This is a genomic window from Streptomyces sp. NPDC048751 (assembly GCF_043198595.1).
Taxonomy (GTDB): Bacteria; Actinomycetota; Actinomycetes; order Streptomycetales; family Streptomycetaceae; genus Streptomyces.
Genome location: NZ_JBICUX010000005.1, coordinates 411,031 through 426,239, shown reverse-complemented (window position 1 = coordinate 426,239; position 15,209 = coordinate 411,031). Strand labels below are relative to the sequence as shown.

13 protein-coding genes are annotated in these 15,209 nt (G+C 69.2%); 4 read left to right on the top strand and 9 right to left on the bottom strand.

Annotation, left to right across the window (positions count from 1 at the left end; genetic code table 11):
* Positions 1 to 7: 7 nt before the first annotated feature.
* A complete protein-coding gene (locus ACGFNV_RS19130; RefSeq protein ID WP_393623871.1) occupies positions 8 to 688 on the bottom strand; it encodes an FMN-binding protein in 681 nt (226 codons plus the stop codon).
* Between the two features lie 13 nt (positions 689 to 701).
* Positions 702 to 2,039 carry a ferric reductase-like transmembrane domain-containing protein gene (locus ACGFNV_RS19125; protein ID WP_393623870.1) on the bottom strand — a complete coding sequence of 446 codons (1,338 nt, stop codon included), beginning with the start codon at positions 2,037 to 2,039 and terminating at the stop codon, positions 702 to 704.
* Positions 2,040 to 2,190: 151 nt separating this feature from the next.
* Here ACGFNV_RS19125 and ACGFNV_RS19120 point away from each other — a divergent pair, with 151 nt between their 5' ends.
* Positions 2,191 to 2,880, top strand: coding sequence for a response regulator transcription factor (locus ACGFNV_RS19120; protein ID WP_133932720.1), 690 nt, complete (start codon positions 2,191 to 2,193; stop codon positions 2,878 to 2,880).
* Entirely contained in the window at positions 2,877 to 4,322 is a 1,446-nt protein-coding gene (locus ACGFNV_RS19115) for a sensor histidine kinase (RefSeq protein WP_393623869.1), read from the top strand. Before ACGFNV_RS19120 ends, ACGFNV_RS19115 begins: the two co-directional genes overlap by 4 nt.
* A 49-nt stretch (positions 4,323 to 4,371) precedes the next feature.
* Here the strand turns inward: ACGFNV_RS19115 and ACGFNV_RS19110 are convergent, their stop codons facing one another.
* Positions 4,372 to 5,853 carry an MFS transporter gene (locus ACGFNV_RS19110; protein ID WP_393623867.1) on the bottom strand — a complete coding sequence of 494 codons (1,482 nt, stop codon included), beginning with the start codon at positions 5,851 to 5,853 and terminating at the stop codon, positions 4,372 to 4,374.
* 242 nt (positions 5,854 to 6,095) lie between these two features.
* Between ACGFNV_RS19110 and ACGFNV_RS19105 the strand changes: the two genes are divergently transcribed.
* A complete protein-coding gene (locus ACGFNV_RS19105; protein ID WP_393623866.1) occupies positions 6,096 to 7,037 on the top strand; it encodes a helix-turn-helix domain-containing protein in 942 nt (313 codons plus the stop codon).
* Between the two features lie 34 nt (positions 7,038 to 7,071).
* On the opposite strand, the gene ACGFNV_RS19100 is transcribed toward ACGFNV_RS19105, so the two are convergent.
* The 6 genes from ACGFNV_RS19100 to ACGFNV_RS19075 all read right to left on the bottom strand — a co-directional run bounded on the left by ACGFNV_RS19100 (position 7,072) and on the right by ACGFNV_RS19075 (position 14,337).
* Complete coding sequence (locus tag ACGFNV_RS19100; protein ID WP_393623864.1) at positions 7,072 to 7,302, bottom strand: hypothetical protein; 231 nt, start codon at positions 7,300 to 7,302, stop codon at positions 7,072 to 7,074.
* A gap of 203 nt (positions 7,303 to 7,505) precedes the next feature.
* The gene (locus tag ACGFNV_RS19095) at positions 7,506 to 8,192 is read right to left on the bottom strand and encodes a hypothetical protein (RefSeq protein WP_393624074.1); all 687 of its coding nucleotides are present in this window, start codon (positions 8,190 to 8,192) and stop codon (positions 7,506 to 7,508) included.
* A gap of 264 nt (positions 8,193 to 8,456) precedes the next feature.
* Positions 8,457 to 9,098, bottom strand: a complete 642-nt coding sequence (locus ACGFNV_RS19090; RefSeq protein ID WP_393623862.1) for a hypothetical protein — start codon at positions 9,096 to 9,098, stop codon at positions 8,457 to 8,459.
* Between the two features lie 169 nt (positions 9,099 to 9,267).
* Entirely contained in the window at positions 9,268 to 11,331 is a 2,064-nt protein-coding gene (locus tag ACGFNV_RS19085) for an alpha-L-fucosidase (RefSeq protein ID WP_393623860.1), read from the bottom strand.
* Positions 11,332 to 11,777: 446 nt separating this feature from the next.
* The gene (locus ACGFNV_RS19080) at positions 11,778 to 13,451 is read right to left on the bottom strand and encodes a DUF262 domain-containing protein (protein ID WP_393623859.1); all 1,674 of its coding nucleotides are present in this window, start codon (positions 13,449 to 13,451) and stop codon (positions 11,778 to 11,780) included.
* A gap of 88 nt (positions 13,452 to 13,539) precedes the next feature.
* Complete coding sequence (locus ACGFNV_RS19075) at positions 13,540 to 14,337, bottom strand: hypothetical protein (protein WP_393623858.1); 798 nt, start codon at positions 14,335 to 14,337, stop codon at positions 13,540 to 13,542.
* A gap of 411 nt (positions 14,338 to 14,748) precedes the next feature.
* Here ACGFNV_RS19075 and ACGFNV_RS19070 point away from each other — a divergent pair, with 411 nt between their 5' ends.
* Positions 14,749 to 15,189 carry a DUF6086 family protein gene (locus ACGFNV_RS19070; protein WP_393623857.1) on the top strand — a complete coding sequence of 147 codons (441 nt, stop codon included), beginning with the start codon at positions 14,749 to 14,751 and terminating at the stop codon, positions 15,187 to 15,189.
* The last annotated feature ends 20 nt before the right edge of the window (positions 15,190 to 15,209 follow it).

Genomic DNA, 15,209 nt, shown 5'->3' with positions numbered 1-15,209 from the left:
CCGCACGTCAGGCGCCCTTCGCGTCGATCGCGGCCTGGAGCGACTTCTTGTAGCCCTCGGTCGTGATCGTCGCCCCGGACACCGTGTCGATGTCCGCGCTCTGCGCCTCCAACGTCTCCGCGATCAGCTTCGGCACCGCGGCCGTCGTCTGCGGATGGTTGGGCTGCTTCAGCATCCGGACCGCTCTGATCTTGTCGCCCGCGAAGGTGACCTCGACCTGTACGTCGCCCTTCTCGGTGTTCACGGTCGAGCCCGCGACCGCCTGGGAGGCGGCGGACGGCGAGGCGGAGGCCTTGGTGGCCTGCTCGTCGATCGCGGCCTGGAGCGACTTCTTGTAGCCCTCGGTCGTGATCGTCGCCCCGGACACCGTGTCGATGTCCGCGCTCTGCGCCTCCAACGTCTCCGCGATCAGCTTCGGCACCGCGGCCGTCGTCTGCGGATGGTTGGGCTGCTTCAGCATCCGGACGGCCGTGATCTTGCCGCCGTCGTAGGTCACCTGGACCTGGACGTCGCCCTTCTCCGTGGTCACGGTCGTACCGGTGAAGGTGGTCGATCCGGAGGACGCGGACGGCGTCGAGGCGGGGGTGGTGGCTTCCGTGGCGGACGTCGAGCCGGTGGAGGGCTCGTAGCGCCAGACGGGGATGAGGCCGGCGACGGACAGGACCAGGACAGGTATGGCTCGCTTCACGATGTCGTCTTCCTCATCCCGCCAGGCTGAAGCGCTCGAAGTGGGTCTGCTGCTTGGGCACGTTCAGCTCGCGCAGGCTGCCGAGGACCGCGTTCATCATCGGCGGCGGTCCGCACAGGAACACGTCCCGGTCGGCGATGTCCGGCACCAGCCGGGCCAGTTCGGCGGGGGCCAGCTTGTCGGGGACGGGCGGGCCGGTCACCAGGTGCAGCTCGGCGCCCTTGGCGTGGGCGAGCTCGCGCAGCTCGTCGTAGAGGACGGCGTCCCGGTCGGTGGCGACCCGGTAGATGACCACGGCGTGGCCGTGCAGTTCCTCCAGCAGGGCCCGGATGGGCGTGACGCCCACGCCGCCCGCGATGAGGACGGCCTCGGGCCGGGTGCGGTGCATCGCGGTGAAGGCGCCGTAGGGGCCCTCGGCGAAGACCCGGGTGCCCGGCTTGACGTGCCGCAGGGCGGCGGAGCCGGCGCCCGCGGCCTTCGCGGTGAGCCGCAGGGTGCGGCCGTCGGGCGCGGCGGACAGGGAGAACGGGTTCGCCTGCCACCAGCGGTCCTTCGTCAGGAACCGCCACAGGAAGAACTGTCCGGCGCGGGCGGGCAGCCGGTCCAGGTCACGGCCGGTGATGTAGACGGAGACCACGTTGTCCGACTCGGGCACGACCGCCGAGACGCGCAGCTGGTGGCGCCAGTTCCGCCACAGCGGGAGGACGAGCCGGCCCACGGCCACCGAGCCGAGGGCGACGCCCCACAGCCCGTACCAGTACGCCGTGGCGGCGGAGGACGCGGTGAACGTCGTACCGACGGCGACCTGGTGGGTGAAGGCGAGCACCACGGCGACGTACGTGTAGAGGTGGACGAAGTGCCAGGTCTCGTAGGCCAGTCGGCGCCGGGCCCAGCGGGCCGACACCGCGCCGATCACCAGGATCAGCACGAAGGCGACGAGGGCGCGCAGCACGCCCTCGATGGTCTCGGCCAGGTCGATCAGCTGGTCGAGCGGGCCCATCGACGACAGCTCGGCATAGCCGAAGGTGATGAACACCACATGCCCGACCAGCGTCCACAGCAGTCCGAAGCCGACCCAGCGGTGCCAGGAGGTCAGCCGGTCCATGCCGATACGGCGGTCCAGCCAGGGCAGCCGGGCCACCAGCACCAGCTGGAACGCCATGAGCAGCGCGGCGTACAGGCCGGTGAAGCGGCCCAGCACCATGAGGGCGTTGGAGTCGAAGCCCGCCTGGACGAAGAAGAAGGTCACGACGGCCACGTTGGCGGCGAGCACGGCGTAGAGGCCGGTGCGGGCCAGGACTTTGGGACGTATCGCCGTGGGCGGCACGGGTGGCGATTGGATGGTCGTCACGGACGAAACTCCTTGATCGAATCCTCAGGACTCCGAGCTTCGCCGCTGGAAGCTGTCGTTTTCCTGTCGTACAACTTTCAAGTGGATATCGAAGCACAGGGGCGGGACGCCCGGGGGTGGCGGGAGCGGGTCCGTGGCGCAGTATGAGCGGGTGGAAAAAGTACGACTCCTGGTCGTGGACGACGATCCGCCCATCGCCGACCTGGTCGCGACCGTCGCCCGCTACGAGGGCTGGGAGGCGGTCACCGCGAACACGGGTGAGGCGGCGCTGCGCAGCGCCGCCGAGTTCCATCCGGACATCGTGGTGCTCGACCTGATGCTGCCCGACATCGACGGCTTCGGCGTCCTGGACCGGCTGCGCCGCTCCGGGACGATGGTGCCGGTGGTGTTCCTGACCGCGCGCGACGGGGTCGCCGACCGGGTGGCGGGGCTGACCCGGGGCGGCGACGACTACCTGGTCAAGCCGTTCGCCGTGGAGGAGCTCATGGCCCGGCTGCGGACCGTGCTGCGGCGCAGCGCCGGGCCCGCCTTCCAGCGGTCGGTGCTGCGGGTGGCGGACCTGACGATGGACGAGGACACCCGCGAGGTGCGCCGCGGCGAGCAGTTGCTGACGCTGACACCGACCGAGTACGAGGTGCTGCGCTATCTGATGCGCAAGTCGCCGACCGTGCTGACCAAGGCGCAGATCCTGGACCACGTGTGGGAGTACGGCTTCGGGGGCCGCTCCAACGTGGTGGAGCTGGTCGTCAGCCGGCTGCGCCGCAAGCTGGACGCCACGGGTTCGCCGCTGATCCACACGGTGCGCGGGTTCGGGTACGTGGTCCGGCAGGCGGCCGAGTGATCCGGCGGCTGCGACGGACGTACGGCAGACTGCGGCTCGGCACGCGGCTGGCGCTGGGGCTGGGCGTGCTGTCGCTGGTGGTGTTCGCGATCGTCGGCACGGCACTGACGATGTACATGCGGGACTATCTGTCCCACCAGCTCGACACGCAGTTGGCGCAGGGCCAGATCGCCCAGTCCAAGAGCATCGCGGACTACGGCACGCTGACGGGGAAGAAGTATTACAGCTGGTTCTACGCCGTGTACGACGTGTCGGACGGCAAGGCCGAGCTCCGCAGGCCCGACGACCCCGCCGACCTGCCGGACGACGTCGACGACTTCACTTCCCTGGCCCGGGCGCAGACCACCGCCGACACGGAGCTCCTGCGTACCGCGGATCTGCGGGGCAAGGGCGAGTACCGGCTGCGTGCCTGTGAGGTGAAGCCCGGCGTGGTGCTGGTCAGCGCCGCGCCCCTGGACGACATCGACGACACCGTGGGGCAGCTGATCACGATCCAGGCCGTCACCTTCGGACTGGCCCTGCTGGCCCTCGTGGTGTTCGGGCGGGCCATGCTGCGGCGCGGTCTGAAGCCGCTGAGCGACATGGCGCACACCGCGCACGGCATCACCTCTCACGACCTCACGGAGTCGGCGGCCCGGCTGCCGCTGCGCGCGGACGGGCCCGGCGGCGGCCCTGAGGTCGAGGAGCTGCGCACCGCGTTCAACACCATGCTGGAGCACATCGACGACTCCCTCGCGGTCCGCGCGGAGGCCGAACAGCGGCTGCGCCGCTTCGTCGCCGACGCCTCGCACGAGCTGCGCACCCCGCTGATGTCGGTACGGGGTTACGCGGACCTCTTCCAGTACGCCGCCGCCAACGCGCCCGAGGAACGGGACAAGCATCTGGCCCGCCTGCGTGCCGAGGCGGCGCGCATGGGTTTCCTCCTCGACGACCTCCTCCTGCTGGCCCGGCTGGACGCGGCCGAGGTGGAGACACCGCTGCGCCTGGAGGACGCCGACCTGGTGGAGCTGGTCCAGCAGGCCGCCGACGCGTTCCGCGCGACCCGCCCCGACCGTCCCCTGAAGGTCGCCACCGGTCCCGGTCCGCTCCGCCTGCGCATCGATCCGCAGCGCGTCCGCCAGGTCCTGGACAACCTCCTCACCAACGCGGCCGTCCACACCCCCGCGGGCACCCCGGTGTCCCTCGAGATCGCCGTCGCCCCCGACGCGGCCCTCGTCCGCGTCACCGACGCCGGCCCCGGCATCCCGCCCGCCGACCGCGAACGCGTCTTCGACCGCTTCTACCGCGTCGACAAGGCCCGCAGCCGCGACCGCGGCGGCAGCGGCCTCGGCCTCTCCGTCGCCCGCTCCCTGATCCAGGCCCACGGCGGCACGCTGGAACTGAGCGGGGGGCCGGGGGCGACGGTGTTCACGGTGCGGGTTCCGTTGACGCGGGGGGCGTGAGGACGCGTCGGAGCGGCTGCAGGAGGGTGAGTGGAGCCGCTCGATGGGGTCAGCCGCGGGGCAGGAGGAGGCGGGAGAGGGCGGCGGTGGCGAGGAGGAGAGCGGCAACGGCGAGGAGGCCGATGCGCATGCCCGGCAGGGAGAAGCCCCCGCCCGGTCCGGAGAGCAAGCTGCCGAAGAGGGCGACGGCGAGCGCACCGCCGGTTTGGCGGAGGGAGTTGAGCAGCCCGGACGCGGTCCCCGCGCGTTCCTGCGGGACGGCGTCCATCATCAGCGCTGTCAGGGCAGGCACCGCGAGCGCCCCGCCGACACTCAGCGGCAGCAGCAGGACGAGTACCAGCCATACCGGGGTGTGCGCGGTCAGCGGCAGCATGGCCAGCATCGCTCCGGTGAAGATCAGCTGCCCGGCGACGATCACCGGCCGCCGCCCGATCCGCTCCGCCAGCCGCGGCGAGACCAGGTTGGTCGCCGTCACCACCGCCGACATCGGTACGAACATGAGCCCGGCCGCGATGGCCGACATCCCACGCAGCTGCTGGTAGTACAGCCCGAGCAGGAAGATTCCGCCGTAGAAGGCGGCGTTGACGGCGAAGCCGACCGCGAGCGGGACTGCCACCCGGCGGTCCACCAGCATGCCCGGGGGGACCATGGGTTGGCGGTGCCGGGCCTCCACCACGCGGAAGGCGCACCCGGAGGCGAGGGCGAGTGCGGCGGCGGTCAGCACGGGGCCGCTGGTCCAGCCCAGATGGCCGCCCTCGATCACCGCGAAGGCCAGACCGGCCAGGGCCACTACGGCGGTGAGCTGGCCGCCGCCGTCCAGCGCGGCGGGCCGGCGCGGGGAGCGCGGCACCCTGGCCAGCAGGCCCAGGATCACCGCGCCCACGGGGAGGTTGAGCAGGAAGACCGCCCGCCAGCCGGCCGAGTCGGTGAGCAGCCCGCCCAGCACCGGACCCGCGGCCATCGCCACCGAGCCGCCGACCGTCCACAGCGCGATGGCGCGGGCACGGGCCCTGGCGTCCTCGTAGGCCTGCCTGATCAGCGCCAGCGAGGCCGGCATCACGATCGCGGCGGCGGCGCCCTGCGCCACGCGCGAGCCGACCAGCACGCCGATGCCGGGCGCGAGCGCGCAGCCGAGGGAGGCGAGGGTGAACAGGGCGACACCCCAGGCGTAGGCACGGCGGGCCCCGGCCCGGTCGGCCAGGGCACCCGCGGAGAGCATCAGGGCCGCGAACATCAGGGTGTAGGCGTCCACCACCCACTGCAGCCCGGCCATCCCGCCGCTCAGGGAGTCCCGGATCGCGGGCAGCGCGATGTTCACGGCCGAGACGTCGATGGTGATCACGGTGAATCCAAGCAGCGAGGCGACCAGCGCGACGCCGCTCCGGTGCGGTGCGGCGGGGGCCTCGGCAGACGGCGCGGTTGGTCGGGCCTGGTCCGGCTGTGCCGGCCGCCCGCGCGTCGACGGCTCCGAGGCCTGCCCGGGGATGGAAGCTGTGGTCGGGGACGGGGGCGGAGCAGGGGTGGTCGGCATGGTGAACTCCTCGGCAACTGCGGGTGACGGCTCATCAGAGAAAACCGGGCGGGCGGTCGCAGCCGCCGGAGCCGCGGTCCGGTGTCTCGCACCCCCTGGGCCCCGGCGGCCGGGCCGCCCGCTCCGGCATCAACTCTCCACTCACGCGTGGCCGCGCGGCAGACCGAGCTGTGCCCGGGGTGCGGCGTTCCAGGCAGTGACAGGGCCCCCCACGCTCCTTGACCGCCTGCGACAATGGCCGAATGGCAGCAGCGGATACGAGAGGTACGGAACTCGGCCGGTACCTGAAGGCCCGCAGGGCGCAGGTACGCCCGGAGGATGTCGGTCTCCCGGCCGGCGCGGGCCTGCGCCGCACTCCCGGACTGCGCCGGGAGGAGCTGGCCGCGCTGGCCGGAGTGAGCGTCGACTACTACATCCGCCTGGAGCGAGGCCGGGAGACCAACCCCTCCCCCGCCGTGGTGGACGCCCTCGGCCGTGCCCTGCGACTGCGTGGCGACGGTTACGAACGCCTGCACGAGCTCGCGGAACTGGCCTCCGGCCGGTTCTCCGAGCTGCCGGCCAGCTCGGACCACACCGTCCGCGACTCGGTACTGCGGATGCTCGAGTCGGTGCGCCCGCTGCCCGCCTATGTGGTGAGTCGCTACAACCGCGTACTGGCCGCGAACGCGCCCGGCCGACGGCTGATGCCCGGGCTCTGGGACTGGCCGGAGCACCGGCGCAACCTGACCCGCTACGTCTTCCTCCACCCGGTCGGCCGGACGCTCTACGAGCCGTGGGAGGACACCGTCGCCCTCTCGGTGGCGCATCTGCGGGCAGTCGCCGGGGCCGACCCGGACGATCCCGAACTGACCGCGCTCGTCGGTGAACTGCTCCTGAAGTCACCGGAGTTCGCGCGACTCTGGGAGCGGTACGACGTCTGCGAGCGCGGCGGCGGGCAGAAGTCCTTCCGGCATCCGAAGGCCGGCCCGATGACCCTGACCTACGAGGTCATGCGACTGTCCCGGACGGGGGGCCAGCGCATGGTGGTCTACCAGGCATCCCCCGGCACCCCGGATGAGACGGCCATGCTCCGCCTGGAGTCTGCGGACAGCCGAGCGGAGTCGGCGCCCTCGGACCATCCGGAGCCGGCCGCCGGGTCATGCCCCGCCGGTACGCCCTCCCCGGCCGGCGCCTCCGCCGGCTGAGCCCGGGCCGTCCCTGGGGCGGGCGCCCGGCAGCTCAGGACAGGAAGCGGCCGTAGGGGCCGTTGCGTATCCCGTTCTTCTGCTGCTGACTGAAGTGGCAGTTCGGGTAGTCGTAGAACGAGGCGGACATCGGTGTGCCGTCGGTGCGTGTGGAGTCGGGCAGACCGAAGGCATGGCCCAACTCGTGCACCATGCCGCCGTACCACCGGTTCATCGCGCCGTTGATCCCGGCGGCACCGTCGGCGTCATGGCCGCTGAGGATCACCCAGCCGCCCCCTCCACCGCCGCCGGAGACACCCGCCTTCTCCGCGCTGACTTCGCCGACACAGCCAGCGCGAGTCCGGGGATCTGAGACCGAACCTGTTCGCCGCCGTTCGGCGTGTTCTCGTACCAGGACCGCGGGTGGTTGCCCTGGACCACCTCCACCGCCGGGTTGTCCAGGCCACCCACTGGGATCGTGCGCCTCAATCAGCGGGTGCGGGTGTCGGCGAGCCACGTCTTCCAGACATGTCGGGTGTTCGGCACCTCGGGATTGTCCAGGAGCCAGAGAACGTAGCCCGCGTGGATCTGTGCCCAGGGACTTCCCGAGCGCTGAGCCTTGTGGAGCCTGCCGCGCAGTTCGACTCCGTCCACCCCCCGGGCCACACGAACGTACTCACGGTCCTTGCACCGATAGACCCGCTGGACAGCGAGGTCGACCAGATCGACGAGTTTCGTTCTGACGTGGTCCTCGTGATCAGCAGTGGCCAGCTCCCTGATCAGAGATTGCTTCGTACCCCACGCCTTCGCGTGCTGTGTCCACTCCTGTGGGTACCGGGCCTCCCATTCCAGGAACAGCAGGGCGAAAGGCAGCCCCGCCCATGTGCTGAGCTCCCCGGAGGCAGGCCTGCCCCACAGGGCTTCGGGCAGACAGTGACTCGCGGCCTCGGCGTAGGCCTTCTGGGCAGCTCTCCGGTCCCGCGCCTTGAACCGCAACCGGGGGGTCGGGAGCCACGCCTTGTTGCTCCGGAGAAAAGCAGACTCAACCTCTCGTTTGGCACTGGCCAGTCGAACAAGGGCAGCGGCACGTTCGCCAGGGTCCGTTGCTATCAGGCCGTAAGCCCACGCCAAACGCTCAGTCCACCCGTGGTCGTCGTCGACGCCCGAGCCCGCCATCTCTGTCACGCGACAGATCATCGCCCGAACGGCCCGTTGACGCGATCCGTTTACGCCTGACAGCGGAGGCAAGGTCATCGCAATGACCAATCCCGCCAGAGCTACAGATCAGAAGGCTCTGCCATCCTCAGGTGACATCAGCGACGCCGGACAGGGGCGTGAGTGCCTCCCGAGCCGTTCTGGAGCCGTAGAGGGTGCTCATGGTCCAACGTCGGCAGCAGGCCAGGGCGTTGATCGATCAGGCGGCCGCTCGTGGGCGAGGGGCTAGATACTGTCTGGCTGCCTGATGGTGGCGAACATGTCTGTGACTCGCTGGGCCGCAGCCTGGTCTGCGCCTCGCTGAATCCATACGCAGTAGGCGATGACGACGGTACCTGCCACGACGCCGGCGGTTGTCAGGGCGATGTACAGCCATGCCCGCTCATGCCCCCAGGCGCCGGACGACAGGGTATGAAACGCCTGGTTGAGGCCGAGCGCGGCGATCGCGACATAGACCGCCCCCGCCATGAGGAACACACTCTTCACATGCTGGCTGGAGCCGGCACGGACATTGACGCGCGACTGCCATGAGATCAGCGGGATACCCACGCGCCTTTCGATTTCTGCCTCGAGGCCGATTTTGTAGCCGATCAGCAAGCGGGTCATGTTGTTCAGGTACAGCCCGTAGACGATGACGACGGCGACACCCAGCGGCAGCCACATGAGTAGGTAGCTCTTCCCCCCTTCGATGGCGACTGTGGCGGCGAGCGCGATCACCGCGCTGCCCGCGGCGAGAATGCGATCACCCGAGGTCGTCAGGGATGAGATGCGGTTACCCGCGTCCCGACATTCATCGATCAACCAACCGACGATCTGCTCTTCAGAGAAATGCCGTGAAGGCTCGGGGTCGCTGCGGCGTCCACACACGCGGCCAGGCTCTCACGTTGGGTCGATGTGCCGCGCCACAGCACCTCCGGCGGAGGGTAGAACGTGTCGCGCAGATACGGGAGTCTGCCGTCGCTGAACCTCCAGGGGCGCGTCATGGCCGTGCGGCCGGGAAGAGGTGCGGGAGCGGCACGGCCACGCCTGGGGGTGGTCAGGAGGTGGGTTGGAAGGTCCACAGCAGGTTGGTGCTGGTCACCCAGGTCCACTGCTTGGTCACGGACCCGGAGGGGACCTGTCCGCCGCCGTCGAGGACAAGTCCGGTGGTGCGGTTGGCGATGGAGTACTGGCCGTTGCCGCGGTCGGTGATCTGCCACTGCTGGTTGGGGCCGCCGTTCCAGGCCGCTTGCCGGGCGGGAGCGCCGTCGCCGGTCGAGCCCCAGCCGTCGGCGACCATGCCGTTGGTGCGGTTGACCAGCCTGTAGTAGCCGTTGCCGAGGTCGACGGCCTGCCACTGGAGGTTGGGGCTGTCGACCGGCGTCCACTGCTTGAGGTTCGAGCCGGAGGCGACGGTGCCGCCGCTGTCCAGGGCCAGCCCGTCCGTGACGTTGATCAGCCGGAAGTACGAGGCCGGATTGAACGTGACCTTCAGCGACACGATGGCGTCGTTGTTGCCGGTCGCCCGCAGGTCGGGATTGTCCGCGGTGAACGTCCAGGCCGTGCCGGTGAGGTTGTCGCCGGAGTAGCCCGTCACCTGGTAGCCCTGAGGCACCCTCAGCGAGGAGATGGACGCGGGCCCCACCCCCGCGGCCGACAGCTGGGAGGAGGTGTAGCTGCCCAGCTTCAGGACGGCGTTCGCCGCGGAGTAACCCACGTCCTGGAACACCGTCACCCGGGCCCCGCCGGCGGAGGTGGGGACGCCGCTGACCTCGACGCAGACCACGGAGTCATTGGCGTCCGGGGCGGTGGCCGGCACGGTGACGCTGATCTGGCCGCCACTGACGGTGTAGGTGAGCGAGGCCGAGGGGTTGTTCATCAGGTAGACGCGGCTGATCGTGTTGGTGATCGCCGGGATCTGCAACACGCCGTTGGTGGGCCAGCTGAAGACATGGGCGTACAGCTTGCCGTCCTTCTTGGTGGCCCTCCCCCAGGTGGGGTCGGTGGTGAAGGGGCTTGCCGTGGCTCCGTGCACGCTGTCGCCGTACGTCGCCATCCAGGAGGCCAGGCCGCGCAGAACGGTCACCGATCCGGCCGTGACCGAGCCGTCGCCCTTGGGGCCGATGTTCAGCAGGAAGTTGCCGTCCCGCGAGACGACGGTGACGAGCTCCTGAACGAAATCCTTGACGGGGCGGTAGGAGTTCTCCTGGCTCGCGTTGTAACCCCAGGCGCCGTTCATGGTGTCGCATCTCTCCCACTGCCGGTCCAGTGGCGCGCTGGGAACACCGAACTCCGCGACCGCGTAGTCGCCCAGACCGAGGTCCCGCTTGACCCGTTCGTTGATGACGAGTCCGGGCTTGCGGGCGATCAACCAGTTGTAGAGGTCGACGCCGTCCGCCCGGAGCCACCAGTCCTGGAGGGTGGGGCTGGAGGGTTCGCCGAACCAGTCGCCGTCGAACCACAGGAGCGCCGGGTCGTAGCGGTCCAGCAGCTCTTGCAGCTGGGCTTTCATGTCCGCGATGTAGGCCGTGCGGGCGGCCTGCGAGGCCATCGTGGTGACACCGCCGCTCCGGATGGTCTGGGAGGGGTGGTTCCAGTCCAGGATCGAGTAGTAGAGCCCGAACTTGACGCCTCGCGCCTCGCACTCGGTCTTGAGCGCCGCCAGCAGATCACCCTGGACACCGGCGTAGTCGTGCAGGTTGTACGGCTTGGTGCCGGTGGTGTCGGTGAAGCTGGGGACGTTGGAGTCCCACATGGCGAAGCCCTCATGGTGCTTGGCAGTGATCACCAGGTACTTCATGCCGGCGTCCGCCGCCAGTTGGGCGATGGTCGCCGCGTTGAACGCGGTGGGGTTGAAGTGCGCGGACACCTGGGTCTGGTAGTCGGCCTTGGCCCAGCTCTCGTTGGAGAACGCCCATTCACCGTGGCCCAGGTAGGAGTAGGACCCGAAGTGGATGAACATCCCGAACCGGGCCTGGTACCACCAGTCCATCTTGGAGGGGACGGTGTAGGCCTCGGCGGTGGCGGGCAACAGCACCTGCGGCAGCCCGAATGCCACGACACCCCCGGCAAGCGCGGCAGCCTTGATCAGGGAACGTCTGCTCAGGGGTGCGGAGGACATGATGCGGCTCCTGGATCGTGGCGGTGCGCTGGGAGGGGTGGGACGTGTGAGGGGCCACCAGGTCCGTGAGCACCTCGGACGCGTTGCGTTCTTGACCTCAGCGCCGGTCAGCAACATCGGATGAATTTATAGACGCTGCCAACTGTGGCGTCCAGGGGTGCAACAGCAATTCGCCAATCATCCTGCTCAGTCCACCAAGTGGTCGAGATCAACCCATCCGACCTACCGTGATCACGACTTGAACTTCCGAAATAGCTCGGACCTATACGCCTCGGGCACCGGAGCCCTCCGCACCTGGGCTCCCTCTTCTCACCCTCGCGAGCCGACCAGCACGCCGATGCCTGGCGCGAGCACGCAGCCGAGGGAGGCGAGGGGGGACAAGGCGACACCCTGAACGCGCACCCTCACTGGTCCGCTCAGCCTCGCAGGCTGCTGTCCCTGACTCCTTACAGATCCCACTCGTCGGCCAGCAGCCCCAGGAGCCGCTGCTGCCGCTTCTGCAGCAGCTCCGGCTTCCACTCCTGGTGCTGCAGTACCTGGCTGGTCAGGGCGAACGTGGAGACGCCGTGCCTGCCGGTGAAGTACTTGGCCTTCTTCTCGGTGAAGTCGTAGTTCTGGGCGTAGGCGTTCTTCGTCCGGTTGAGCAGGACGAGGTTGCCGAGCCGGTGCGTCCACTGACTACGCTGCTCGTCGGTGAAGGACCGCAGCCACTGCGACTGCTGCTTCGGGTTTTGCGGCAGCACGTGCTCGACGGTGATCAGGGTGTGGTCGTACGAGACTCCGGGCTTCCCGGCCAGCATCTCGTCCAGGCGCAGCAGGACGTACTTACGGGTCTTGGTGACGAGGTATATGTCGGCGTCCAGCCGCGCGAGAGTCTCGGCCTTCTCCGTGTCCGTCAGGGCGAAGGAGGTCGCGTCCATGCCCTTGCCGGCGTTTAGTTCGCGCAGGAGGTCCGCGTAACGCGTGACGCGGGGAGTGGTGTAGACGCGGCGGATGAACATGCTGGCCGCCAGCCGCTCCAGTGCGCCGAAGAACCTGTCGAGCCAGGCAGGGTCGTCGCCGTGGTTACGCAACGCCCACAGGGCTGCGGGTCGCCAGTCGTTGTTGTCGATCTGCTGGAGGCGTTTGAACCAGGCGTTGACCTGCTCCGCTCCAGAGGCCGCCGAGTAACTGGCGTCGCGGACCTGCACGTATGCGTCCGCGTACGGCACGACGACGTCATTGACGAACGACTCGGCCTTGCCTGGCAGGTAGTGGCTGAGCACCTGCTCAGGAAACTCTTTGAGCAGTTCGCGCTCTGCCCGCTTCATGGCGAACACCATGCGCAGATGAAGGAAGAGGTCGGCGAAGTCGTCACGCCCCAGAGCCTCTTCCGCGTCCTCCCACTTACGGGCGCACTCCTCCGAGGTCTTCTCGTCCAAGGCACCGATGATGTGCGACTTGAAGATGTCCGTGGGCGAGAGGTCCATGCCCCGGGAGTTCATCACGCTGAAGATACGGTGCGCGCTGTCCAGATCGGGGGTGCTGACGACGACCAGGAAGGTTTGCTCGCCAAGCATCTGGACGAGGTCCAGTCGTCGCTCCTCCGACCAGTCGGCGAGTATCGCGTGCAACGCCCTCGCGTTGCGCAGAACGGCCTTCTGCGCGTCCGTCGGCAGCGTCTGTTCCTTCAGGATCCGCAGTGCCTCGGTGGCTCCCTTCGTCTGAACGTACTGCTGGAAGAAGCCGGAGTCGCGGAATCGCAGAGTGAGCCTGGGCTTGGGATCGAGCCGACGGACCTTGTTGCCGGGCTCCGTGACCAGCTTGTCAAGATCACTGCGCAGGTCAGGGTCTTCCGTCAGGTCGCGAAGGAGAGCGAGCAGGACAGTCAGGGTGGTGAGGCGCTGCTGGCCGTCGATGACCTCGGCGGGCGCGTTGCCCTTGGCCTTGACGAGGACGATGGACCCGAGAAAGTACGGCTCGTCCGTCCCCCTGTCCAGCGACTCCTCCAAGTCGGTGAGCAGCTGAACGGCCTGCTCGACGTCCCAGGCGTAGGGCCGCTGGTAGTCCGGAATTCGGAAGTCGTAGTCGCTGCTGAAGACCTTGTGCAGGGAAACTTCCTGCGCCTCTAGTTGCTGCATGTTCCAAGGGTGTACGGGCCCTTGACTCCGTGTCTCGAGAATCCGGCGAGCTGAGCGATGCGTCTGGCCTGCTGATCGCATCCGCCGCCTACGTCCCCCCGTCGAAGAAGCCGGAGTGCAGGTTGTCGATGATGGCGTCGAGTGGGCGCCCGCTGACGATGAACGGTCCGCTCCAGGGCGCGCTGAGTGCGAAGAGCAATGCCAGGCTCAGCCCGACGACACTGGCAACACCCACGATCAGCATTGACGTTCGCAGGCTGCTGCGGAAGACCAGTGCGCCGGAGTTCGCGATCAGGGCCAGTCCGCTGACGACGAGCGTGACGACGTAGAGGGCCGGAACGTCACGGGAGGCGGCCGCGACGCGGGCGCGGCGACTGCTGGTGACACCGTCCATGGACACCACCAGCTCCGTGCCTGTCGGGGTTCCCACCTCCGGCCGGGCCGCCTCGGCACGCACACTCCGCTCCAGTCGTGCGATCGCGCGAGCGGTTGCGGCATCGTCACCGGACGACGCTGCAGCACCCTCCCACTCCCTGGCACGGGTGCTCTGCAAGTAGTCCAGCAGCGCCGTGTGGATCGGCTCCGTATGGACTCGCGGACTGGTCGCCGCCCATGCCAGGCGGGAGGCCGCGGCCGCCTCGTCGCTGACCAGCCCCTCCGCTGCGCGCAGGTAGCCGGCCTCGCTGGCCAGTGTGAGTGCCGCGAAGATCGCGAAAGCGGCGCCGAGGGTCGGCATCAGGGGTGTGGCGATCTGCGGCACCCGATCCCGCTCCTCGACCGGTACGAGCGCCCGGACGCCGATCCGCGCGACGGCCGCGACCAGCAGGGCGAGGGAGAGCCAGCCCACGACCAGCGCGACCGCCGGCAGCGAGGTCAGCCAGTCCACCGCATCACCTCCTACGCGTTACCGCGAGCGCCACGCAGCGGCGGCACATCCCGCCCAGCGACCTGTAGCTCCTCGTCGATCACTTCCCATGCACGCTCGATGATCACAGGTCGAGGACCTCTGACGCTCGCGACGCCCGGCACGGCATCTCATGACGCCGCGATCGGCCGAAAGGTGTTCCCGTTCCAACGAGTGAATACAGCCGTTCCGCGAGTGGCGGCCGGCGTGACAGCGGGAAGGTCGCGGCCATGCACTTCGCCTTCGGGGAGGACGACATCATCCTCATCGTCGACCTCCCCGACCCGGTCTCCATGGCCGCCGTCAGCCTCACCGTCAAGGCCGTTTTACCCGGGTGCCCACCACCCGGCCGGTCTTCTACCCTGGGCCGGGCGACTGAGCGGGGGATCGGCGATGAGCATGTACTTCGACATGGGCGACGAGACACTGTGGAACCCGTCGAACGGTGCCGGCCGCCTCTTCCTGCGGCAGGTCGAAATCTTCGAGGCGGAGCTGAATCGGCCCTCGGGAATCGGCCAGGGCAAGTACTGGGGTGACCCGGACACACTCGAGGTCGATCCTGCCGCGTACGCGGAGTTCGCGTGTGCCCTGGTCGCCTGGCACTGCCGGACGGGGCACTCGGTGATTCTCGCGCTCTCCGAGGGATTCGTGGCCACGGCGGTCGCGCTCGCGCGCCGCGCGGGAATCGAGGTGGAAATGACCGACCCGGGGACCGGCGATGTCCTTGGTGGCGTCCAGCACGACGCGCGGGTTCCCGGCAGTCACCGGCTCGCGTCAGCCGCCGTCGTCACCGCGCTGGAGACGCGGGCGCGGGAGATGGACCGCTGGATGTGATGGCCCACTGAGCCGGTGAG

What these genes read in the sequence shown, in the direction of transcription:
- ACGFNV_RS19110 (WP_393623867.1), bottom strand. Translation starts at nt 5,853, where the DNA reads ATGCCGACCACCCCTGCTCCGCCCCCGTCCCCGACCACAGCTTCCATC.
- ACGFNV_RS19105 (WP_393623866.1), top strand. Translation starts at nt 6,096, where the DNA reads ATGGCAGCAGCGGATACGAGAGGTACGGAACTCGGCCGGTACCTGAAG.
- ACGFNV_RS19095 (WP_393624074.1), bottom strand. Translation starts at nt 8,192, where the DNA reads ATGGCGGGCTCGGGCGTCGACGACGACCACGGGTGGACTGAGCGTTTG.
- ACGFNV_RS19085 (WP_393623860.1), bottom strand. Translation starts at nt 11,331, where the DNA reads ATGTCCTCCGCACCCCTGAGCAGACGTTCCCTGATCAAGGCTGCCGCG.
- ACGFNV_RS19080 (WP_393623859.1), bottom strand. Translation starts at nt 13,451, where the DNA reads ATGCAGCAACTAGAGGCGCAGGAAGTTTCCCTGCACAAGGTCTTCAGC.
- ACGFNV_RS19070 (WP_393623857.1), top strand. Translation starts at nt 14,749, where the DNA reads ATGAGCATGTACTTCGACATGGGCGACGAGACACTGTGGAACCCGTCG.